The following is a 22,784-nucleotide window of genomic DNA, read 5'->3' as shown; positions in this document are numbered from 1 at the left end:
CAAATATTTTCTTGTTATAAAATATAATTTTTACTTATCTTTGACGTTAGTAACGTGAAGCGAAATCACAAGTGATTAGATCATTTAGAGATAAAGAAACTGATATAATTTGGAAAGGAATTCAATCACGAAAACTTCCGGCCAATATTCAAAATGGGGCCAGAAGAAAATTGAGAATGATAAATAATGCTCATACAATAAATGACTTAAGAATTCCTCCCGCTAATCACCTGGAAAAACTGAGTGGAAATTTTGAAGGTATGTTTAGCATTAGAATCAATAAGCAATGGAGAATAATGTTTAAATGGGAAAATGATAATGCTTTTGAAGTTCAGATTATAGACTATCATTAACTTTAAAATCGTAAATATGAAAAAGTTAAATAACATACATCCCGGGGAAATATTAAAGGAAGAATTTTTAGTTCCTTTAGAAATTAGTGCATACCGACTTTCAAAAGAAACCTTTATTCCTCAAACCCGAATAAGTGAAATTATAAAAAAAAAACGAAGAATTACTGCAGATACCGCTTTACGCCTTTCAAAATATTTTGGAACAACTGCTAAGTTTTGGTTAGGGTTACAGGATGATTACGATTTGGAAGAGGAAAAAAAACTAAAAGGAAAAGAATTGAATAATATTAAGCCCTTAGAAAATAATGCTGCTTAATTTTAGCGGACTGAACGGAGGGGGAAGTTAGGAGAACGTTTTGAAGAAAATCACGTTTTTACGTCATGCTGAACTTGCTTCAGCATCTAACCTGATTTGAAATTGTGTTCATCTTATACCCTGAAACAAGTTCAGGGTGACGTATTAAAGAAATTAATAACTAAAAGCTCAAAAACCTCTACCAGCTATGACCCTGGAATATTCCTTTATAATTCCTGTTTATAACCGGCCCGGGGAGGTTAGGGAGTTGTTAGAGAGCATGCTTCAGCTTCAGTTTGATCGTGATTTTGAAATTGTACTGGTAGAAGACGGCTCCAGTATTTCTTCAGGAGGAATTGCAACAGAATTTCAGCAGCAACTCAATATAAGTTACTATTACAAAAAAAATACCGGGCCCGGAGACTCGCGTAATTTCGGCATGCAAAAAGCTAAGGGTGATTACTTTCTTATCCTGGATTCTGATGTTTTATTGCCCGAAAATTATCTGCAGGAAGTAGATGCTTTTCTTCAGCATAACTACTGCGATTGTTTTGGTGGTCCCGATGCTTCCCATCCTTCTTTCAGCAAGACTCAAAAGGCCATAGATTACTCCATGACCTCTTTTTTTACTACCGGTGGGATTCGGGGTAAAAAGTCTTCGGTAAACGATTTTCAGCCGCGCAGTTTTAATATGGGAATTTCAAAGAAAGCCTTTGAAGTCTCTGGAGGATTTGGGGAAATTCATCCCGGTGAAGATCCCGATCTTTCCCTTCGGCTTAAAAAACTGGGCTATAAATTATGTTTAATTCCCGACGCGGTGGTGTTCCATAAACGCCGCATAGACTGGTCAAAATTTTATACCCAGGTTCAAAAATTTGGGATGGTAAGGCCTATTTTAAACACCTGGCACCCCGGCTCGGGGAAGCTCACTTACTGGTTTCCGGCGGTTTTTAGCTTAGGTTTTTTATTCGCTATTTTACTATTAAAACTGGGAATTTGGTGGTTATTTCTTTTATATGTGCTATATTTTGTGATTATTGCCACTGATGCCGCGATAAAAAATAAAAGTTTAGAAATAGGTTTTCTTGCTGTTTATGCCGCTTTGGTACAATTTTTTGGGTATGGTTATGGTTTTATGAAATCGCTTTGGCATATTCATATTTTAAAACAAGACCCGGAACACGAATTCCCGAATTTATTCTTTAAAAATGTTTAAAAACATAAGATTTAAACGAATCTCTATTAAAAAATCCAGCTTAAAAAGCTTCGGGTTTTTCTTGCTGTTTTCTTCACTCATCTGGTTTTTTGTACAAATTTCTAAAGAATATACGCAGGTAATAGACATCCCGGTTTCTTATGAGAATGTACCTTTAGATAAAACTATTTCTAAAGAACGCCCCGAGAATTTACAATTAAGAATTCAGGATAAAGGTTTTGCCATTTGGTATTACCAGATTTTTAAGCCCGAGGTAAAATTAGATCTCGGCAAAGCTTTAGAAGAAGAGGATGAACTGGTTTATAATTTTGAAGCAAACCGCGAGGTATTGGAAGAGCAGGTAAATATTAACTTCGAAAAAGCCCGTTTTATCCAGGAAAGCCTTTCAGTAGAATTTCAGCCCAAAAAGAATAAATGGGTACAGGTAACACCTCGTATAAATTTAGGTTATGCTGTAGGTTATTCGGCCCAAAAGGCGGTAAGCCTGCAACCCGATTCGGTACAGGTTAGCGGACCCGAAAATATTATTGATACCCTGCAGAATTTAAATACAGTTTATTTAAAGATCAACGATATTAATGCGAATGTTTCCGGCAGGGTTAAAATTGATACTACAAACCTGGGGATGTTGAGTTTTTATAGCACCGAAGTCACCTATAGCCAGGAAGTAGAGAAATTTACCGAAGGCAGTGTGAAAGTGCCGGTAGAAATTCTTAATAAGCCCGAAGATACCAATATTTCTATTTTTCCGAAGGAAGTTTTAGTGTATTTCCAGGTGAATTTAAAGCAATATGAAATGGTGAAATCCGAAAACTTCAGGGTGGTTTGCGATTTTAACGATATAGATGATGCCGACGATTTTATTATTGCCAGGATTGCAGAAGCGCCTTTATTTGTTAGAAACCTCCGGCTTAACGATCGTAGAATTCAATTTGTGATAAAACGATGATGGTAGTTGGACTTACCGGCGGTATAGGCAGCGGTAAAACCACCGTAGCGGGCTTTTTTAAAGATAAAGGCATTCCGGTTTATATTGCCGATGATGCCGGGAAACGCCTCCTGGAAACTTCAGCAGAGATCAGGGAAAAAGTTACTGCCCTTATTGGGAAAGAAGCTTATACTGGCAAAACGCCCAACCGCAAACATATCGCTTCGGTAGTATTTAATGAATCTAGTAAACTGGAAGCGCTAAACGGCATAATTCACCCCGCTGTAGCCAAAGATTTTGAAACCTGGAAAAGCGAACAAAATTCAGTTTATGTAATTTATGAAGCTGCAATTTTGTTTGAAGCCGGCGGTTATAAAAAATGCGATATAAATATTTTGGTTACCGCCAGTAAGGAAGAAAAAATAAAGAGATTACAGCAGCGCGATAAAAGTTCTATTGAAGAAATTGAAGCCCGAATGGCCAAACAATGGAGTGATGAACAAAAGAAGAAACTGGCCGATTTTGAAATAGAAAATCACGATTTAAGCCTTACTAAATCGCGGGTTAACGAATTGCACGACATTATCTTAAAACGAGGTAAAAATTAGCAGAAGTTTTGTTAACATTTGGTTAAACGCTTGAAGCGCTAAATGTTAAAATATTACTTTTGGCAGCATGAATAAAAAGCTTTTTTTACTCCTCGTTATCTTAATGAGCCTTTCCCTTATCGGTATTATTTTCGTGCAGGGATACTGGATTAAGAGTACTGTAGAAGATAAAGAAGCACAGTTTACCTACGATGTAAAACAGGTACTCTTAAGAGTGGTTAATGAAATTGAAAACCAGGAGATTGAAGATTACTGGATGAAATTTAAAGATGCCGACAGCACTAACAGTCGGTTGCAGGCCGCTACTATTACCGAATATTCTTACGTAAACGAAAATAAATTAAGAAACCAAACCCTGTTTCATTCAGATGCTATTCTGGAAGAAGATTATAAGGTTTCTTCTGGCTTTATAGAATCGGCTCGCGACAGTATCCCGTTCACCAAGCTCATCAATAAAAAGGTGACCAGTATTGTGAATAATCGCAATAATATAGACGGCAGCGGACTTAGTTCTCAGCAGCAAATAGAGCGTATTGTTCGTATGGACGAATATGAGAAGAATTTGCTTAAAGAATATATTGCCGAGCATACCAGCAGGCTTCCGCTGCACCAAAGAGTGAACGAAGCTACTATAGAAAGGCTTTTAGCCCAGGAGTTGAGCAATCGCGATATCAATTCAGAATTTGAATATGGCGTTTACAGCAATAGTATTTCTACAAACCTGCACAGCGAAAATTTTTCGCTAAGCCATCCCGCTACATACGGGGTTCCGCTTTTTGCAGACGATATGGGAAATAGCAATTACCAGTTGCTGGTTAATTTTACCGAAAAGAAAAAAGTAGTGCTTTCATCTATAACATTAATGGCCGCACTTTCTATAATTTTTACGCTTATTATCGTGATCGCCTATTCCAGCGCCTTATCGCAGTTGATAAAGCAACGGCAAATTTCACAGATAAAAACCGATTTTATAAATAATATGACGCACGAATTTAAAACGCCTATTGCCACTATAAACCTGGCTTTAGACGCGATTAAAAATCCTAAGATTAGCAGCGACGAAGAAAAGAAAAAGCGCTATCTTAAGATGATTCGTGACGAGAACAGGAGAATGCACGCCCAGGTAGAAAACGTGTTACGAATATCTAAGCTGGATAAAAACGAGCTGGACCTTAAAAAAGAAAGGCTGCAGCTAAACGAGATTGTAGAAGATGCCATGACCCACGTAGAACTTATTGTAGAAGATCGTGGCGGTTATATACAAACCCATTTTGGAGCCCTGCGCTCTTCAATTTTGGCGAACCAGGATCACTTTACCAATGTGATCGTGAATATCCTGGACAACGGAGTAAAATACTCATCAGAGATACCAAAAATTGATATTTATACTGAAAATGTAAAGAACTACATCATTCTTAAAATTCGCGACCAGGGCGCGGGAATGTCTAAGTTGGTTCAAAAAAAAATATTTGAAAAGTTTTATCGCGAACATACCGGCGATATCCATAACGTGAAAGGTCACGGTTTAGGTTTGGCCTATGCTAAGCGAATTGTAGAAGACCATCACGGGCAGATTTCGGTAGAAAGCGAAAAAGGAAAAGGAAGCACATTTATAATTAAATTACCTCTAATATCTTAAATATATGGAAACTGAAGACAAGAAAATTTTGTTAGTAGAAGACGATCCAAACTTTGGAACTGTCTTAAAAGATTATTTGGCGATGAACGATTACGAAGTAACGCACGCCAAAAATGGAATGGAAGGTTTTGAAAAGTTTAAAAAAGACGATTTCGACCTTTGTATTCTTGATGTAATGATGCCTTACAAAGACGGCTTTACGCTGGCTAAAGAGATAAGGGAAAAGAACGAAGAAATCCCAATTATCTTCCTTACCGCCAAAGCGATGAAAGAAGACGTGCTTAAAGGCTACAAAGTAGGAGCAGACGATTACCTAAACAAACCTTTTGATAGCGAAGTATTGCTTATGAAGATTAAAGCCATTATGCAGCGTAAAGCTACAGATAGCGTGGCAGATTCTAAGCAATTTGAGTTCGAGATTGGTGGTTTTCACCTTAACTCTAAACTAAGGTTTTTAACCTATAAAGAAGAAGAAGCTCAAAAACTTTCTCCAAAAGAGAACGAGTTATTGCGTTTACTTGCCCTGCACGAGAACGATTTGATGCCAAGAGAACTGGCACTTACTAAAATTTGGAGAGACGATAACTATTTCACCTCCAGAAGTATGGATGTATATATCGCCAAACTGCGTAAATACCTTAAGAAAGACGAGAATGTAGAGATTTTAAACATTCACGGCGAAGGATTTAGATTGGTGGTTAAAAACCAGGAAAACGCCGAAGCATAAAGCGAGGTGATTTTCAGTTTCCGGGAATAATGAGAGTGGCTTAAATGTATATTTTAGTCCTTTTAGCGTTTATCGTCATGCTGCCCCGAAGCTTCGGGGTTGTTTCACGAACCGTCATTCCGAATTTGTTTCAGAGGACGTCATCCTGAACTTGTTTCAGGATCTAACTTGTTAGAACTTATATCAACTTAGATGCTGAAATAAATTCAGCATGACGATTTTTAAACGAATGCCTAACGTAAAAAGCGACTTTAGCAAAAAGCCACTCTCATTGTTTTCTTACCCGGAAAAATTTTAATAAAACACTCCCGGCCGCTACCTGGCCAGGCATTTTTATGCCCGGGTTTAAATTACGGAAAACCGTATAATTAACGTAATTTTTAAATCTTTCGCGCCACAATATTTATCTTTACTGCCGGAGGCGCTAAAATCCGGCTATGAAGCAAAGTTACTTTACATCACCCGGTTTTACTTTTCGTCTACAGCCGTTTGGTACACCTACTGCGCTTTTTCTACTCTTTTTTTTACTGAATTTTTCTTTTGGGTTTGGGCAGGGAGTTACTATTTCTAGTGATGGTGATGAAGGGCCTGTTTTCACTCAGCAACAAACTATCCCCTTAACTTTTGAATTTGAAGAACCAATTAATGGTTTTGAAGAGGGAGATATTAATGTAAATGGTGGGAGCATTATAAATTTTGATGCTAAAGCCCCTTCTTATAATTGGGAAGATAGTTTAGAAATAGCTAATAATATTGGGTATACTAATTATGGAAATTTAATTTTAGCTACAGATTATAATTCGAAAAATGAAATGTTTGCCTTAACACTGGAAGATGGTGTTAGGAAATTTGAAGCCAATGGTGATTTAGCAAACCAATTTTTTATTCCTTTTGATCAAGATTATAACGGAAAAAGAATAGAGCGTCCTTTCGATTTAAGTATTGATAGTAGAGATTATATTTATATAGCTGATTCCGAAAATTGCAGAATTTTAATTTTCGATGAAAACGGAAATTTAGATGACATAATTGGTGGAAATTGTTCCAATAATCCGGAAAAATATGAATTTAGTAGACCTTTTGGTTTAGCAATAGATGATGACGATCGACTTTATATTGCTGATTCCGACGCAAGCCGAATTCATGTATATTCATTCGAAAGGGATTATACATATTTTGATAAAGTTGAGACTCCCATCCGTTTAGATGTGGATAATGAAGGAAATATTTACGTAAGTGATCGGGGAGGTAATAATGGTAGAATAATAATTTTTAATTCAGCCTTTAATCAAATTGGAACTATAGATAATCAAGATGGTCTTGGATCTCCCGGAAGTGTTATTGTAGATGATAATAATATTTACATATCCGACCTAGGAAATGTAAATCTTACTGAAATTTTTGAGGCTGGAGATAACCCTCTCGTATTATTAAATTTACTCACTGGCTTAGCAAATGCTGAGTATAGTGTAAAAGTTTTTGATAAACAGAATTCAATTGTAGATACAATAAAAGACCAAATAGACATCCCTATTGATTTAGCTTTTAGAAAGTGCGATTTTTTAGCAGTAAATAATGGTGAAGTTGATCTTGATAATTTACAAATGAAATTCGATTTAGAATTCTATAATTTATTACCGCATTCTTTTACTGCAAATTTAGAAATAGATGAACAATGTGTTTCAGCAGAAGTTAGTGTAGCAGGAAATGTTGGTAAAGATGCAAATTGCGATCCAACTCCAAATACAGGAACTACGTTTACCGCCACCTGGGATCAGACAAAACCGGTAAGAGATAATTGTGTTGAAGATGATATAACAGTTCCAAGTGGTTTTATGGTACCAGACTATATTGATAATGGAGAAGTTAGTTTTGATGATAATTGCGGTGTAGAAAATTTAATTTATACCCAAACTCCAGAAGATGGAGAAACTATTACACAAAATACCACAGTTACAATAACTGCTACCGATAAAGCTGGAAATGTTTCTGATGTTTGTTCTTTTGATTTGGTGGTTGAAACTCCAAATACACCTCCTGTAGCCGTAGATGATACTTACGATGTAGATCAGGATGCTATTTTAAATAAACCTGCTCCTGGAGTTTTAGAAAATGATACCGATGACGAAGATGATGTTCTAACTGTCCAAATTGTAACTCCGCCTGCAAATGGTACCGTATCTTTAGATCCTGATGGCTCATTTACCTACGAACCAGATGCAGGATATTTTGGTACTGATACTTTTACCTATATAGCTAATGATGGCGAAGAAGATTCCAGTCCTGCCACCGTAACCATAACTGTAAATGAAGTAGTACCTCCAAATACTGCACCGCAAGCCGTTAATGATCAATATGAAATAGATCAGGATGAAACTCTAACGAGAGCTGCGCCTGGTGTTCTGTCAAATGATACTGATGCCGAAGGTGATGCGCTAACAGCAGAAATTGTAGATCAACCCGAAAATGGAACTGTGACTTTAGATCCTGACGGCTCGTTTACCTACGAACCAGATGCGGGATATTTTGGCACCGATACTTTTACTTATACTGCCAATGACGGCCAAGAAGATTCCAGTCCTGCCACTGTAACCATAACTGTAAATGAAGTAGTTCCTCCAAATACTGCCCCGCAAACCGTTGATGATGACTACGAAGTAGATCAGGATGAAACTTTAACGATATCTGCTCCCGGTGTTCTGGAGAATGATATTGATGACCAAAATGATGATCTAACTGTCCAAATTGTAACTCCGCCTGCAAATGGTACCGTCTCTTTAGATCCTGATGGCTCATTTACCTACGAACCAGATGCTGGATATTTTGGTACTGATACTTTTACCTATATAGCTAATGATGGAAATTTATATTCCGATGAAGCTACGGTAACTATAAATATTAACGAATTTATTCCAGCAAACAGACCACCAAATGCTTTAGCTGAATCTTACACAATAAATCAAGGGGAAGTACTTAATATAGCTGCACCGGGTGTTTTGGAAAATGATAGTGATCCTGATGGAGATAATCTTACCGCAGATCTAAGAAGACCTGCTGCAAATGGTGATTTTAGTTTTGCTTCCAATGGTTCGTTTACCTACGAACCAGATCCGGGTTTTACGGGAGTAGATGATTTTATTTACGTAGCCTACGATGGCGAAGATTTTTCGGGTGAGGTAAGAGTTACAATTACTGTGAATCAGGTGAATTCTGCTCCTATTGCCGAAGATGATACTTATGAAGTAGATCAGGATGAAATTTTAAATATTCCTGCGCCCGGCGTTTTAGGAAATGATGAGGATGAAGACGGGGATAACTTAACTGCAAATCTGGAAGACGGTGCCCAAAATGGAACGTTGACTTTAAATTCTGATGGTTCTTTTGAATATGAACCAGATGATGGATTTTCGGGGCAGGATAGTTTTACTTATAGCGCAAATGACGGGGAATTAGATTCTAATATTGCTACAGTTACAATTACGGTAAATTCTACAGATCCAGCAGCTCCCGACATAGAATGTTTAAACCACGAAATTTTTCTCGATGAAAACGGCCAGGCCACTTTAGATCCTCGAGATATTTTTGGTGGTGAACTTGGCAATTTGGAGTTAAGTGCAGATACCGAAGATTTTGATTGTTCCAATCTTGGCGAAAACACCGTGATTTTAACCGCTACAGATCCTAATACAGGCTTAAGCAGCAGTTGTCCTACCGAAGTTTTGGTATTGGATGATATTGCACCCGAAGCTAATTGTGTGGCCCCGGGCCGTACATTTCAGTTACAGGATGGGAGTGTTACGATTTCGCCTTCGGCTATAGATTTAAATTCCAGCGACAATTGTGAAATCACCAGGACGCTTTCCGAAGACACTTTTACAACTCCCGGAACAAAAAATATTATTTTGTATGTAGAAGATGCTGCCGGAAATACCGATGAATGTTCCACTACCATAGAAATTTTACCCGAAGATACAGATCGTGTTTACCGCTGTATCGAAGAAGAAGATATTCCCAATATTAGGTTGGATGAAGATTGTGAGCTTAATATTCCCGATTATACCCGTTTAATTGAAACCGAAAATTTCAACCCGGCGATCACGCAAACTTACGAAGAGCTAACCGAGGATACCTATTTAATAACTGTTGAAATCAGGGATGCAGATACAGATGAATTTGTAGGAGATTGTGAATTTTCGGTAAATATTGTAGATTTAATTCCGCCCACAATTTCCTGCCCCGACGATCAAATAGAAAGTTTTGATCCCAATACCGGTTTTCAAGTTCCCAATTACGAAAATATGGCCGGGATTTCAGATAATTGTGACGAAGTGATTTTTAGACAGGAACCCGCCGCCGGGGAGATAATTTACAATAATACCACGGTAAATCTTTTTGTAGAAGATGAAGGCGGACTGGAAGCCAGCTGTAGTTTTGAGCTGGAATTAACCGAAGCCGATGTTTTAAATATTTCCTGCCAAATAGATAAAAATGTAAACCCCGATGCTAATTGCAGTTTTTGGCTGCCCGATTATAGCGATACCGCCGAAGTTAATTTTTCTGCTGCCGATATAACACAAACGCCACCGGCAGGGACAATAATTACCGAGAATACACAAATTAAACTTACCGCCAGCCTTGATGGCGAAACAGACGACTGCTATTTTATGGTGAACCTGGTAGATTCTGAAGATCCGGTAGCAAATTGTGTTTCTGGCTATGTGGTGAATTTAGGCAACGACGGCACCGCAACAATAAACCCTGAAGACCTGGACAATAACTCAACCGATAATTGTGGAATTGTTTCTATGGCTTTAAGTCAGGTTGATTTCACCACCGCCGATATTGGCGTGGTTCCGGTAACTTTAACCGTGCGAGACGATGCCGGAAATATAGATTCCTGTGAAACTACGGTAGAAGTAGTTAGTGAAGCTTCGGGAACGTTTGAATGCCGGGAGAATATTGAAGTTTTTCTCGATGAAAACGGCGAAGCCGGTCTTAACCTGCAAGACCTGTACACCGGAGATTCCAGCGGACTCAATTTCGTAGCAAGTCAGTTAAATTTCACTTGCGAAGATTTGGGTGCCGGCATTATTCAATTGGAATATTCTGGCGATGAAACTGGCAGTTGTATGATAAACGTAGAAGTACGCGATAAACTTCCACCCGAAATCAATACAAACCTGGTAGAACTCACCTTAAATCCTGAAGGTTTCGCCTACCTGGAAGAAGCCGATATTTTAGCCGAAGATAATTGCAGCGAAGAATTAATTTACCGTTTTAGCAAGTCGGTTTTCACCTGTAAAGATGTGGGAGTAAACTCGGTAAATGTTGAGGTAGAAGACGTAAATGGAAACAGGAGCAATCAAAATATCCAGGTAAGAATTAGCGGGGAATCTTGTGAATTTTCGGAAATAGGAGAGTATGAATTTTTGTTTTTATACCCAAACCCCAACAACGGTATTTTCACCATCGCCACCCCCGAAGGAGTGTTTATTGAGCAGGTACGGGTTTTCGATTCCCGGGGCCGCTACCTGATGCAGCAAGACTACAACGCCAACGCCCGCTTCTACAGGATGATCATCCAGGGCGTGGAAGAATCGGTCTACACCCTGCAAATCTTCACTAATGAAGGCGTAACGGTAAAACGAGCGATTATTAAAAGATAGTTTTTCAGTATGCGGTTGGCAGTCTCAGTGGGCAGGGGTTAGTTGTTTTTGGTTTGTTGTTGGAAGTTTCCCGTCACTTCGAGTTTCCGAGTTGTTCTTGAATTCGTCATCGCGAGCAAGGAAGGAGCGTGGCGATCTTTTCTAAATTTTAAATTCCCCTTTCGGGGGTTAGGGGGAATTTCACTTCCTCACCACATCTGGCACCATAAATTCATAATCGCCATTATTGCGAATTACATCCCGAACCACGGTTGATGAAATATGACTTTTTCCTGAAGAAGTAATAAAAAACAGGGTGTCTATGCCGCTCATTTTGTAGTTGGTTTGTCCAATAGCTTTTTCAAATTCCAGGTCTTGTGCGTTTCGCAAGCCGCGTAGTAAAAATCCGGCATTTTGTTCTTTACAACAATCTACAGTAAGTCCTTTGTAAGTGGTTACCGTTATTTTAGGCTCTTCTTTAAACGTTTCTTTTAAGAAGTGCAGTCGTTCTTCCAGCGAAAACATATATTTTTTATCGGAATTCGTCCCAATCGCCAGGATGATTTCATCAAAAAGCGGAAGTGCCCTTTCAATAATATCGGTGTGGCCTAAAGTAATAGGATCAAAAGACCCCGGAAATACTGCTTTTCTCATAAAAACTTTTTTGTCTTTCCCGCACTTCGATTCCTCAGTATAAACTCCGGCGGGAAACCAAATTTAGTCATTTAAAAATTTGGAAGAAATATAATAAATAATAAATGTGGGTGAAAATCAATTGTTCTACCCGGCTAAAAGCATAAGACTTTTGATAAGTACTTAAATTGTCATCCTGAATTTATTTCAGGATCTAAGTCGTTCATATATTAGTTCAACTTAGAAGCTGAAAACAAGTTCAGCTTGACGAAAAACAATTATGCCTGGAAAACCTAGCACTTAAATCCCCCTAGCCCCCGAAGGGGGATTTAAGTGCCGTTTCTATCGCGCTTCCATAGAGACTGGTTAAAGTGATGCCGGCGGCTTCAGCTTGTTGTGGTAAAATACTGGCCTGGCTTAATCCCGGGGTGGTATTCATTTCAATAAAATGAGGTTCCCCATTATGAAAAATAAATTCAGAACGGGTAAAGCCGCGCATTTTTAGTTTTCGATAAATCAGCTTTGCGATCTCCTGTACCTGTTTGGTTTTTTCTTCAGAAATATTCGCCGGGGTGATCTCCTGCGATTTTCCTAAATATTTAGCCTCGTAATCAAAGAATTCATTTTCAGAAATAATCTCGGTAACCGGAAGCGCCTTTACTTTTCCTTTATAGGTGATCACCCCTACAGAAACCTCGGTGCCATCAAGGAAAGATTCAATAATCACTTCATCATCTTCTTTAAATGCGGTTTTTGTAGCGGGAATAAGCTCTTCTTCAGTTTTAACTTTGGTGATCCCAAAACTGCTGCCGGCGCGATTGGCCTTTACAAAACACGGTAAACCAACTTTGGCAATAATTTCTTCAGAATTTACTTTATCCTCTTTATTCAGGAAATAATTCACCGCGGTTTTTATTCCGTAAGGTTTTAAAACGCTTATCAGGTCGCGTTTATTAAAGGTTAGTGCCGCCTGGTAATAACCACAGGTAGTTTGCGGAATTCCCACCAATTCTAAATATGCCTGTAGCAGGCCATTTTCTCCCGGTGTACCGTGAATGGTGTTAAAAACGCAATCGAAAGAAATTGTTTTTCCACCAATTTTAACCGTGAAATCGTTTTTATTAATCGGGTAGGGCGTATCATCATCGGCCACCACAAACCATTCTTTTTGCAAAATATGCACGCGGTAAGGTTCGTATAGATCGCGGTTAAGATGTTTATAAACCATATTTCCGCTATTAATGGAAATTCGGTATTCACTGGAAAAGCCGCCCATGGCGATGGCAATTTTTTTCTTCATTTCTCCGTTATCAATTGTCGGTTGTCGGTTGTCGGTTGTCGGTTGTCTGTTTTCAGTTAACAGTTAACAGTTTTTCAGCTATTTGGCCTGGTTAGAATGCTCTCTGAGAACTCAAAACCCAGAACCGATAACTGTGAGAACAAATCTACAAACAATCTGCCACCAAAAGCAGGGGTTTTATATCTTTGCTGCTTAGAAACAAATGTATGGGATTCTTTAAATTTATTTTCAGCAAAACATTTTTAATTCAATTAGTGATTGCTGCAATTTTAATAATAGTAATCGCTTTTTTAGCTTTAAAATGGCTGGATTACTCTACAAATCAGGATCAGCGTATCGCAGTTCCAGACCTCTCTAAACAGTCTTTAGACGTGGTAGATGATCAACTGGCGGAACTCGATTTGAGATATGAAATCCTGGATTCGGCAAATTTTAATCCCGATTTTCCTCGATATTCGGTAATAGAACAAGTGCCCGAACCGGGACAATTCGTAAAAGAAAATCGAAAAATTTATCTAACATTAAATCCGTCTGGTTACCGAAAAATAATGATCCCCGATTTGATTAGAAGAACTCGCAGGCAGGCCGAACCTACCCTGAGATCTTTAGGATTTGAGATAGGTGACGTGAGTTATAAACCCGATATTGCAGCAGATGCAGTATTGGAATTAAGACATAAAGGTCAAAAACTGGAGCCTGGAGATGAACTGATGAAAACTTCTAAAATTGATCTTGTTTTGGGCGATGGTTCGGGTAGGTATAGAATGGAAGGTGAAGAAGAACAGGATAGTATAATTTCTGAAGAGGAAGAAATGGAATTTTAATGAAGGAAGACGAGCAACACGAAATAGAGGAACAGGACGAAACTTTATACGAACATCATAAATTTGATGCCGGTCCCGGCCAAAAACCACTTAGGGTAGATAAATTTTTGATGAATTTTATTGAAAATGCAACCCGGAATAAAATTCAGAAAGCGGCCAAAACAGGCAATATCTACGTTAACGAAGAACAGGTAAAACAAAATTACAAAGTAAAAGCCGGCGATGTGGTACAGGTGATGTTTGAGCATCCGCCGTATGAGTTTTTACTTACCCCAGAGAATATTCCGTTAGATATTGTGTACGAAGATGATACCTTATTGGTGGTGAATAAACCCGCTGGAATGGTAGTACACCCTGGCCACGGAAATTACAGCGGTACTTTGATTAATGCGCTGATCTATCATTTTGAAAATCTTCCAAATAACTCCAGCGACCGCCCGGGATTGGTACATAGAATAGACAAAGATACCAGCGGACTTCTAGTTATCGCAAAAACCGAAGAGGCGATGGCGCATCTCTCTAAACAGTTTTTTGATAAAACCAGCGAGCGCGAATACGTGGCTCTGGTTTGGGGAAATGTTGAAGAAGAGGAGGGCAGGGTAGAAGGCAATATTGGCCGCCATCCCAAAAACCGCTTGCAAAACACGGTTTACGAAGGTGACGACGCCGAAAAAGGAAAACCAGCGGTTACCCATTATAAGGTTTTAGAACGTTTTGGTTATGTAACGCTTGTTTCCTGTAAACTGGAAACCGGAAGAACACACCAGATTCGGGTGCATATGAAGCATATTGGGCATACGCTATTTAACGATGAACGCTACGGAGGCGAAAAGATCCTAAAGGGAACCACTTTTAGTAAGTATAAACAATTTGTAGATAATTGTTTTAAAATATTACCAAGACAGGCGCTACACGCCAAAACATTGGGCTTTATTCATCCAAAAACGAAAGAAGCGATGAGTTTCAATACCGAGATCCCCGAAGATATACAGGCCTGTATCGAGAAATGGCGCAACTACGCCAAAAACCAGAAAGAGGTTTTGTAAGGGATTTTCTTTACTTTTTTACCGTCACCCCGAATTTATTTCGGGGTCTAAGTTGTGGAGAACTCAAAATCATGATAGATCCTGAAATAAATTCAGGATGACGTGGCTTTCATCACCCCAAATTTATGCCTGAGCCTGCCCCGATTTTTTATTGGGGGTCTAGGTTTAGAATGTTCAATTTATAAAGTAATCCCGAAAACTTCGGCATAGCATGACGTCACTCTTACCGTCACCCCGAATTTATTTCGGGGTCTAAGCTGTGGAGAACTCAAAATTATGATAGATCCTAAGACGAGTTCAGGATGACGTGGCTTTCATCAGCCCAGATTTAAGTGCAGCTAAAGTTTCTTTATATTTATGAATGCAGAAGAGCTACATATACCTGCTTTCTAATTCCACCAGAACAATGATCTATATAGGTGTAACTTCAGATTTAAAAAAGCGAATAACTGAGCATAAAAGCGAAATTGGCTCTTCCTTTACCAGAAAGTATCACCTTAAATTTTTAATTTATTTCGAAGAATTTTCAGAAATTCATCAAGCCATAGCCAGGGAGAAGCAATTAAAAAACTGGCATAAGGACTGGAAATGGAATCTGGCAAAATCTAAGAATCCAAGCTTAAAAGATCTTTATGAAGACTTGTAGTTGTTGACGTGTCCTTACCGTCACCCTGAACTGGTTTCAGGGTCGAAACATGTTTAATTTTCCGATTATGAAAAGTATTTATGTTCAACTTAGATCCTGAAATAAATTCAGGATGACGTCACTCTTACCGTCACCCCGAATTTATTTCGGGGTCTAAGTTGTTTTTTAATCGCGCGTTTAAGCTTGTTAAGAATTTATATCATGTTAGATGCTGAAACAAGTTCAGCATGACGTGGCTTTACCTTCGCCTCATCCCGTTTTATACTATTTAAAGCTCCTCCCCTTATTTTCAAGGGGAGGTGGCCGCAGGCCGGAGGGGTTTCTGTTGAAAAATATTTCTCACTTTCAAATTAAGTGGATAAAATCAACTCTTCCCCGTAGGTTTTATGAGTAACTCATTCACATTCACACTATCGGGTTGGGTAGTTGCGTAAAGTACTGCATCGGCAATATTTTTAGGAGCTAATTTTGGCTCGCCGTTACCATAATCCTTGTCTTCCAGTAATTCCTTATCGGTGATATCTTCTCTAAGGCTGGTTTCCACAGTCCCCGGTTCTATAGAAGTCACCCGAATATTAAAATCAGGAGAAAGTTCCATGCGCATGGCGCGGGAAAGTTCTATCACCGCAGCTTTAGACGCACCGTAAACAGCGCCGCCTTCAAAAATCTCTTTTCCGTCTACCGAGGCAATGTTGATTATATGTCCGCTGTTTTGTTTCTTCATCGTTGGAAGCGCGGCGTGAATACAACGCAGCGTTCCTTTAACGTTCACTTCTATAGTTTGCAGCCAGTCTTCCAGTTTTCGGTTTTTAAGATAGGTGAGGGGCATCACTCCGGCAGAATTTACCAGAATATCTATTTGCCCAAATCGCTCGTGTATTTTCTCAAAAGCTTCAGTAACGCTTTTATCGCTGGTAACGTCCATTTCCACTTCAAAACTACCGCTAAGCCCTTTTCCTATATCTTTTAATTTATCCAGGCTTCTGCTGGCTAAAGCTACTTTACAGCCTTTTTTAGAAAGTTCTTCGGCAATAGATTTTCCAATTCCGCTACTTGCGCCAGTTACTACGGCTACTTTATCATTCAAATCCATGTTGTTGTTTATTAATTGATTTGCAAGTTGCGAGGAATTAAGAGCTTATGGCGTTAAAGAAGTTTGAAATAACAGGAATTTAACTAGGGAGTTTTCAACTATCAACGACTTAGATGCTGAAACAAGTTCAGCATGACGTGAGATTCGTCACCCCGAGACCCGTGATAAAATAATTATCTAGCGTAGTAAATTGACATTCGGTGAGCTTAGCGAGTTTTAGAATCCGTGTGTGAGTGTAGCAAATCAGCAGCGTTAAAAATTTTTGAAGCCCTGGAAAAAATTTAGCTGCTGATTTGCGATTTTTTCTGCCTCCGACGACTGAAGGGAGAGGAAGGCACTGCAAAAAAAACACCTCCACATAGGGCGCCTTTTTTTGTTTCGTTTGAATTGTATCCGACGAACGCAGTGAGAGGAATACACGCAAAAAATGAAAGAGAGAACCTCCAAACTAAGTAAGTTTCAATTTGAATTATAATAATGGAAAACAAGCCTAAATAACAATTTAGAAAATACGTCATCCCGAATTTATTTCGGGGTCCAGGCTGTTTTGAAATCGAGAGTATAGGTTGGTAAGAATTTAGATCATGTTAGATGCTGAAACAAGTTCAGCATGACGTAGCTTTCGTAAGCCGAATCCAAATCGGTGCAGGCCTTAAAACCAGTTCAGACGTCCTTGCCGTCACCCCGAATTTATTTTCGGGGTCTAAGTTGTGGAGAACACGAATCATGTTAGATCCCCGATCAAAAATCGGGGCAGGCTCTGAAACAAGTTTAGGATGACGTGGGATTCCTTAGTTCAACGAACAATTCACGTTGGTCATCATCTTCCAGGCGCAGCTAAACCCGGGTAGTTTTTTAGCCGAATTCAGTTTTTTCTTAAACCTGATCTTAATGAATTTCCCTCCGGAAGTTTTAAATTGATAATGCGCCGAATTAAGCAAACGCCCGTTATAATCTATAATTATGCCTCCGGTATTTCTCCAAAGAAAACTGCCGCTAAAAGCTTTTACAAGTTTGGGATGTTTAGAGGAACCTTCCATTTTTTTGAGTTTTTTGGAAGTATAAGATAAGGAAAAGAAGTGTTAAACTGATGCTTAGACTAAAATTAATTGATTTTCAGTGCTTTTGGAAATTTCAATATTTCTTTTTAGAAATTCGATTCCCGGTAATTTGGCGTTGTGCTGTAGATTTAAACCTCGAGATCTCTTTCCCATTTGTGAAGGTTTTTTTTAAAGCAGAATAAAATTATTTGGGCGTTCCCCTAACGGGTCGGGCTTTCCGCTACAATCTTTTTGCTCGTACCTCGAAAAAGGATTTTCACTGCAATCCCTAACGCGGGAAAGTTTGTTCGTTATTAAACTAAAGCATAAAAACTTCCTTATTATGCCATTTTAGAGCTTCTTGAGATGGAAACCATTCTTCTTTTTCGGGTAATAGAATTTGCTTTCCATCAAAAGCTGAGAGAGGAAAGCTAGAGTTTTCTTCTTCTATTGTTGGTGAAATTCTAACTAAGAAATCTGAATTAATCGTTATTAAACCGCGATCAAAAGCTTTGTCATGTAAAGCATTAATCGCAATTCCATTTCTTGGATTTAATCTATTTTTCTCATCTAAACTCCAGGGTTTAATATGTCCGGCGATAAGTAATTCACTATTTTTTAATCCAGTAATACAGCAAGTATTATTATAAGAAGCTAAAATCGAACTGCGGAAAAATGATTGATTGATTCTCACCTTTACAATTTGTTCTCTTGTTCTTCCTTCGGGTGTTTCATAGGTACTGATATCGTTCAGTTCTTCAATTGATTTATTTTCTAATTCTGCTAATAATTTCTCGCTTTCAAATGGCAACTCTTCCCAGTTATTATAGAATTCATCCCAGATATTTTTCTCTAATTTGCTTGCGTTTGAGGCTCCTTTAATCCCTCTTGCCTGAAGACTTGGGTCGAGGCTTGCGAAATTTACTAATTTATATGCGATAGAACTTGGGGTTCTACCAATCAATTCTGCCAAATGAATTACCTGAGGATTTGATCTATGTAGTTTACCGAAAGGCAGTTTACAATAAAGATTTATAGCTATAATCAATTCTTCTCGACTCCAAAGTTTTTGACCTTTTTTCATAAGCTATCAGCTTGGGTAACGAACTTATTCAGGCAGTAATTAGATAAACATTTATGCACTTGTGTTTCTTCTTTTGTATGAGATAAATCCAATACTATATTGGTTCTATTTCCGCATTTTGGACACGTTACTGGTTGATCAGTATAGGAGGATATTTCTTTAAATTCGATCATATTATTTATTAAATTTTAATATTCACCTTTTTCTAAAAGAATTCTTTTTATCACTTAAAACTGTTATTTTATATCGTACATATCTCCCATAAGGTAGCTCAATTTAACATTTAATTCAGAAACCAAAAAGGGTTTTCCGTAATGCGATAAATTTTTATCAACCATAAAAACTCATAACTATCTCTTCTTAAATACCAGTTTTACCAAAAGAAATCCCCTAACTTTAAAACAAAAAATGTTTCAGCAGCAATTCTTCTTAATATTAACAGTGTTCGTTATGAGTAAATTACTTCTTTTTGATTTTAGTGCCACCGAGGATTGGACCGCCTGGGAAATAGAAAACGACGTGGTGATGGGTGGAAATTCCACGAGTAAGCTGGAACGCAGTGAAACGGGAAATGCTATTTTTACAGGCCATGTTTCTCTGGAAAACAATGGTGGTTTTGCCTCCTTGCAATATCATTTTGATTCTAAAAATATTAAAGGCTACAAAAAAGCGCTCATTTTATTGAAAGGGGATGGAAAGACCTGGCAATTCAGGATGAAAGCCAATCTAGAGGACAGAGCTTCCTATATTTATACCTTTAAAACCACCGGAGACTGGCAAACAATTGAAGTTCCGCTAAAAGAGATGGAACCAGTGTTTCGTGGAAACAAATTAGACCAGCCTAACTTTTCAGCCGAATCGATCCAGGAAATTCGCTTTTTGATCGGGAATAAGAAGGCGGAAGATTTCCGGCTGGAAATAGATAAGATTGAGTTGGAGTAAGTTTTCGCAGCAGGAATCAAAAAATAATTTTTTGATTATAAAATTTTTTTAATCGCAATAACTCATAACTATACTTCCATAAAAAACTAATAAAGGGCGACTTTCCTGTTTTCTATGCTTTCACTTATATTTGGAGTAAAAATCGCCCAACTATGAAAATTGTTGTTTCTCCGGCCAAAAGCCTGGATTACGAATCTAAATTACCTACTACCCGCGGCACACAGCCTGCTTTTTTGGAAACTACGGCTAAACTTAACCGTAAGATGTCCAGAATGACCAAAAATGAGATTTCTGAATTAATGAGCATCAGCGATAAGCTCGCCGATCTTAATTATACCCGCTACCAGGATTTCGAGGAGGAACATAACAAAAAGAATTCCCGCCCCGCAATGTATGCTTTTGCCGGCGATGTTTACACTGGCCTGGATGCCTATACAATCCCCACCGAAAAACTGGATCGTCTGCAAGATAGCCTGCGCATCCTCTCCGGACTCTACGGTGTTTTAAAACCTTTGGATTTAATGCAGCCTTATCGTTTAGAAATGGGAACTTCGGTAGGAATTGAGCGCAAGAACAGTCTTTACGAAGTTTGGCAGCCAAAGCTTAGCAAGTTGCTAAATGAAGAAATGGAAGAAGGCGAACTTTTTATCAACCTGGCCAGCAACGAATATTTTAAAGCAATAGACACCAAAAAACTAAAAGCTGAGGTGATCTCTCCTGTTTTTAAAGATTTTAAGAACGGAAAATTAAAGATCATCAGTTTCTTTGCTAAAAAAGCCCGTGGCGCGATGGTGCGTTATATTATAGACAAAGACGTAAAAACCATCGAAGATCTTAAAAGTTTTGATTATATGGATTACCGCTATAGCGAAGAGCATACTGAAAAGGAAAACGAGCCGGTTTTTATTCGCTAGTTTTTTAGTGAAGAGTGAAAAGTTAATAGTGAAGAGTGAAGAGTGAAAGGTGAGGAGTGAGGAGTCTTCTTTTTCGTCATCGCGAGCGAGGGATGAGCACGGCGATCTTTTGTCTAGGTAAGGTAGTAATTGAAAAGATTTTCGCGTGCATAACCTTCTACATTTGGTAGATGTATTATCAGAGAGTTCCAGGGCGATATAAAAAATTAATATATAGGGTAAGCGGCCTATCGAAAATTGATCGTGAAATTTGAAGTAAGATGTCGTTTAAATTTTATGCTGTTTGAGCGAAACGTCTTTTCCTCCTTACTTCTTCTTTTTCCGCGAGTTCATAAAATTTAGACATTGCACGAAAAATTTAGATCCATTTTCGTAAGCCTAGATTTTTTGGTTCTTTTTCATCAATGGAAAAAGAATAGCACGTCAATTTATTTTAGCCGCTTTATTAAATTCATTACGATCTTATTTACTCCACATCTCTCTCGGCAGATTAAAACTTTTTTATCCACAAGGAAGTCACGTCACTTCAAGTTTTTGGCGCGAGACGGAAGTATCGAGGAGTGCAATTTTAGTTAGAATTTCTATTGGTTCTCGATACAGCCTTATTCTTACTCTCGCTTAAATACCGCTACCCGAACTGACGACGAGATTTTGCAATGAAAAATATTAGTTTAGTTCAGAGGAAAGAATAAAGATACAGGAAACAAGAGTTAGGAATCAGGATTATTTTCTTAAAACCTTGAACCCGCAACAACAAACCACAAACCACAAACTGACAGCAAACCGAACAACTTTTACCAATCTCACAACAAATTATTAACGCTTCCTTGGCAGCAGAAAAAGGAATAGCAGTCTAATTTCGTATCCAAATGAGAAAGTTTTATTTCCTTATAACACAACCTAAACCTGCCAAATTTGAAACAACAATACACGCAATTAATCCTGCTGTTTTCGGGAATAATTTTACTAGTTTTTTCGGCCTGTAACAATAAGCAGGAAATAAAGAAAGAAGTTCTGCCAACCCAATTAGATACCATTTCTCTTAACCCGCCGGTCTTTAAAACCTCCTATAGGTTGGATTCTATTTCGGGGCAGGAACATCTGGACAGTCTTTTTAATAATTTTTCTGATGAGGAAGCACGATTGATTTATACCCTAAACCGAATTGACAAACACCGCGTTAAACCCGGCACCAAACTTATAATTCCCGATTCTTTGGTAAGCGATTTGAAAGTGTATGCACCATTTCCGACGCTTTTAGAACCTTTGGATGCAATAGACAAAACTGTGATAATTTCTAAACGAATCCAGGCTTTTGCGCTTTACAAAAACGGAAATTTATTGCATTGGGGGCCGGTGAGCACCGGGAAACAAAGCACGGGTACACCTGCAGGTCTTTACTATGGAAATTATAAAGCGAAACGAAAAATTAGCACCATAGATAAATCCTGGATTATGCCTTATTATTTCAATTTTATGAATTTTGAAGGGATTGGTACGCACGAATATACGCTACCGGGATATCCTGCAAGTCACGGCTGTGTAAGGATGTACCAGGAAGATGCTAAATTTATTTACGATTGGGCGAGTATGTGGGAATTGGAAAACGATGTAATCGTACAAAATGGAACTCCGTTTATGGTAATTGGCGAATATGATTTTCAGGATATTCAACCCTGGTTTAAACTTGAAAAAGACCAGAGAAGCAATGAGTTAAGCAAGAAAGAGAGAGATACGCTTAGAGTTTATGCCCAGCGTTATAAAAACGATCCTTTAAACTTTAAATTCGAAGATTTAAGCGATCAGGAAATTGTGCTTTAGATGCCTGCAGATTTTGTATTTTAGTAAGAA

At 38.3% G+C, this 22,784-nt stretch carries 19 protein-coding genes; 14 read left to right on the top strand and 5 right to left on the bottom strand.

All coding sequences use genetic code 11. The features are described 5' to 3' along the window. The first annotated feature begins 71 nt into the window (after positions 1 to 71). The 8 genes from B5488_RS06940 (at position 72) to B5488_RS06905 (ending at position 11,432) form a co-directional block, all read left to right on the top strand. Positions 72 to 353 carry a type II toxin-antitoxin system RelE/ParE family toxin gene (locus B5488_RS06940; protein ID WP_079734603.1) on the top strand — a complete coding sequence of 94 codons (282 nt, stop codon included), beginning with the start codon at positions 72 to 74 and terminating at the stop codon, positions 351 to 353. A 16-nt stretch (positions 354 to 369) separates the two neighbouring features. After that, the gene (locus B5488_RS06935) at positions 370 to 669 is read left to right on the top strand and encodes a HigA family addiction module antitoxin (RefSeq protein WP_079734602.1); all 300 of its coding nucleotides are present in this window, start codon (positions 370 to 372) and stop codon (positions 667 to 669) included. Between the two features lie 187 nt (positions 670 to 856). Further along, entirely contained in the window at positions 857 to 1,864 is a 1,008-nt protein-coding gene (locus B5488_RS06930) for a glycosyltransferase (protein WP_079734601.1), read from the top strand. Next, a complete protein-coding gene (locus B5488_RS06925) occupies positions 1,857 to 2,813 on the top strand; it encodes a CdaR family protein (RefSeq protein ID WP_079734600.1) in 957 nt (318 codons plus the stop codon). Before B5488_RS06930 ends, B5488_RS06925 begins: the two co-directional genes overlap by 8 nt. Next, complete coding sequence (coaE, locus tag B5488_RS06920) at positions 2,810 to 3,400, top strand: dephospho-CoA kinase (protein ID WP_079734599.1); 591 nt, start codon at positions 2,810 to 2,812, stop codon at positions 3,398 to 3,400. Before B5488_RS06925 ends, coaE begins: the two co-directional genes overlap by 4 nt. A 67-nt stretch (positions 3,401 to 3,467) precedes the next feature. Next, positions 3,468 to 5,039 (top strand): sensor histidine kinase, encoded by a 1,572-nt coding sequence (locus B5488_RS06915; protein ID WP_079734598.1) that lies wholly within the window; start codon positions 3,468 to 3,470, stop codon positions 5,037 to 5,039. A gap of 4 nt (positions 5,040 to 5,043) precedes the next feature. Further along, a complete protein-coding gene (locus B5488_RS06910; RefSeq protein WP_079734597.1) occupies positions 5,044 to 5,766 on the top strand; it encodes a response regulator transcription factor in 723 nt (240 codons plus the stop codon). A gap of 437 nt (positions 5,767 to 6,203) precedes the next feature. Then, on the top strand, positions 6,204 to 11,432 hold the full coding sequence (locus B5488_RS06905; RefSeq protein ID WP_079734596.1) for an Ig-like domain-containing protein: 5,229 nt from the start codon (positions 6,204 to 6,206) through the stop codon (positions 11,430 to 11,432). A 180-nt stretch (positions 11,433 to 11,612) separates the two neighbouring features. Here B5488_RS06905 and coaD read toward each other — a convergent pair whose 3' ends face one another. Beyond that, positions 11,613 to 12,065: a pantetheine-phosphate adenylyltransferase gene (gene coaD / locus B5488_RS06900; protein WP_079734595.1), complete on the bottom strand. Its 453-nt coding sequence runs from the start codon at positions 12,063 to 12,065 to the stop codon at positions 11,613 to 11,615. Between the two features lie 289 nt (positions 12,066 to 12,354). Continuing rightward, a complete protein-coding gene (locus B5488_RS06895; protein ID WP_079734594.1) occupies positions 12,355 to 13,344 on the bottom strand; it encodes a D-alanine--D-alanine ligase in 990 nt (329 codons plus the stop codon). Positions 13,345 to 13,550: 206 nt separating this feature from the next. On the opposite strand from B5488_RS06895, the gene B5488_RS06890 reads away from it, so the two are divergent. The 3 genes from B5488_RS06890 to B5488_RS06880 all read left to right on the top strand — a co-directional run bounded on the left by B5488_RS06890 (position 13,551) and on the right by B5488_RS06880 (position 15,860). Further along, positions 13,551 to 14,168: a PASTA domain-containing protein gene (locus tag B5488_RS06890; protein WP_079734593.1), complete on the top strand. Its 618-nt coding sequence runs from the start codon at positions 13,551 to 13,553 to the stop codon at positions 14,166 to 14,168. Beyond that, entirely contained in the window at positions 14,168 to 15,214 is a 1,047-nt protein-coding gene (locus B5488_RS06885) for an RluA family pseudouridine synthase (protein WP_079734592.1), read from the top strand. Before B5488_RS06890 ends, B5488_RS06885 begins: the two co-directional genes overlap by 1 nt. Before the next feature lie 361 nt (positions 15,215 to 15,575). Then, complete coding sequence (locus tag B5488_RS06880; RefSeq protein WP_079734591.1) at positions 15,576 to 15,860, top strand: GIY-YIG nuclease family protein; 285 nt, start codon at positions 15,576 to 15,578, stop codon at positions 15,858 to 15,860. 364 nt (positions 15,861 to 16,224) lie between these two features. On the opposite strand, the gene B5488_RS06875 is transcribed toward B5488_RS06880, so the two are convergent. From B5488_RS06875 to B5488_RS06865, 3 genes are all read right to left on the bottom strand, one after another. Next, the gene (locus B5488_RS06875; RefSeq protein ID WP_079734590.1) at positions 16,225 to 16,953 is read right to left on the bottom strand and encodes an SDR family oxidoreductase; all 729 of its coding nucleotides are present in this window, start codon (positions 16,951 to 16,953) and stop codon (positions 16,225 to 16,227) included. Positions 16,954 to 17,744: 791 nt separating this feature from the next. Continuing rightward, positions 17,745 to 17,993: a hypothetical protein gene (locus B5488_RS06870; protein ID WP_079734589.1), complete on the bottom strand. Its 249-nt coding sequence runs from the start codon at positions 17,991 to 17,993 to the stop codon at positions 17,745 to 17,747. Positions 17,994 to 18,312: 319 nt separating this feature from the next. Then, positions 18,313 to 19,077, bottom strand: a complete 765-nt coding sequence (locus B5488_RS06865; RefSeq protein ID WP_079734588.1) for an HNH endonuclease — start codon at positions 19,075 to 19,077, stop codon at positions 18,313 to 18,315. A gap of 450 nt (positions 19,078 to 19,527) precedes the next feature. On the opposite strand from B5488_RS06865, the gene B5488_RS06860 reads away from it, so the two are divergent. The 3 genes from B5488_RS06860 (at position 19,528) to B5488_RS06850 (ending at position 22,754) form a co-directional block, all read left to right on the top strand. Next, entirely contained in the window at positions 19,528 to 20,019 is a 492-nt protein-coding gene (locus B5488_RS06860; protein WP_231919812.1) for a CIA30 family protein, read from the top strand. A 152-nt stretch (positions 20,020 to 20,171) separates the two neighbouring features. Next, positions 20,172 to 20,933 (top strand): peroxide stress protein YaaA, encoded by a 762-nt coding sequence (gene yaaA, locus B5488_RS06855; RefSeq protein WP_079734586.1) that lies wholly within the window; start codon positions 20,172 to 20,174, stop codon positions 20,931 to 20,933. Between the two features lie 915 nt (positions 20,934 to 21,848). Continuing rightward, positions 21,849 to 22,754, top strand: coding sequence for a L,D-transpeptidase (locus B5488_RS06850; RefSeq protein ID WP_079734585.1), 906 nt, complete (start codon positions 21,849 to 21,851; stop codon positions 22,752 to 22,754). Positions 22,755 to 22,784: the final 30 nt, after the last annotated feature.

This window comes from Salegentibacter salegens, from assembly GCF_900142975.1.
Classification (GTDB): Bacteria; Bacteroidota; Bacteroidia; order Flavobacteriales; family Flavobacteriaceae; genus Salegentibacter; species Salegentibacter salegens.
Note: the sequence above shows the minus strand (reverse complement) of the source record. Positions and strands in the feature narration are given on the sequence as shown.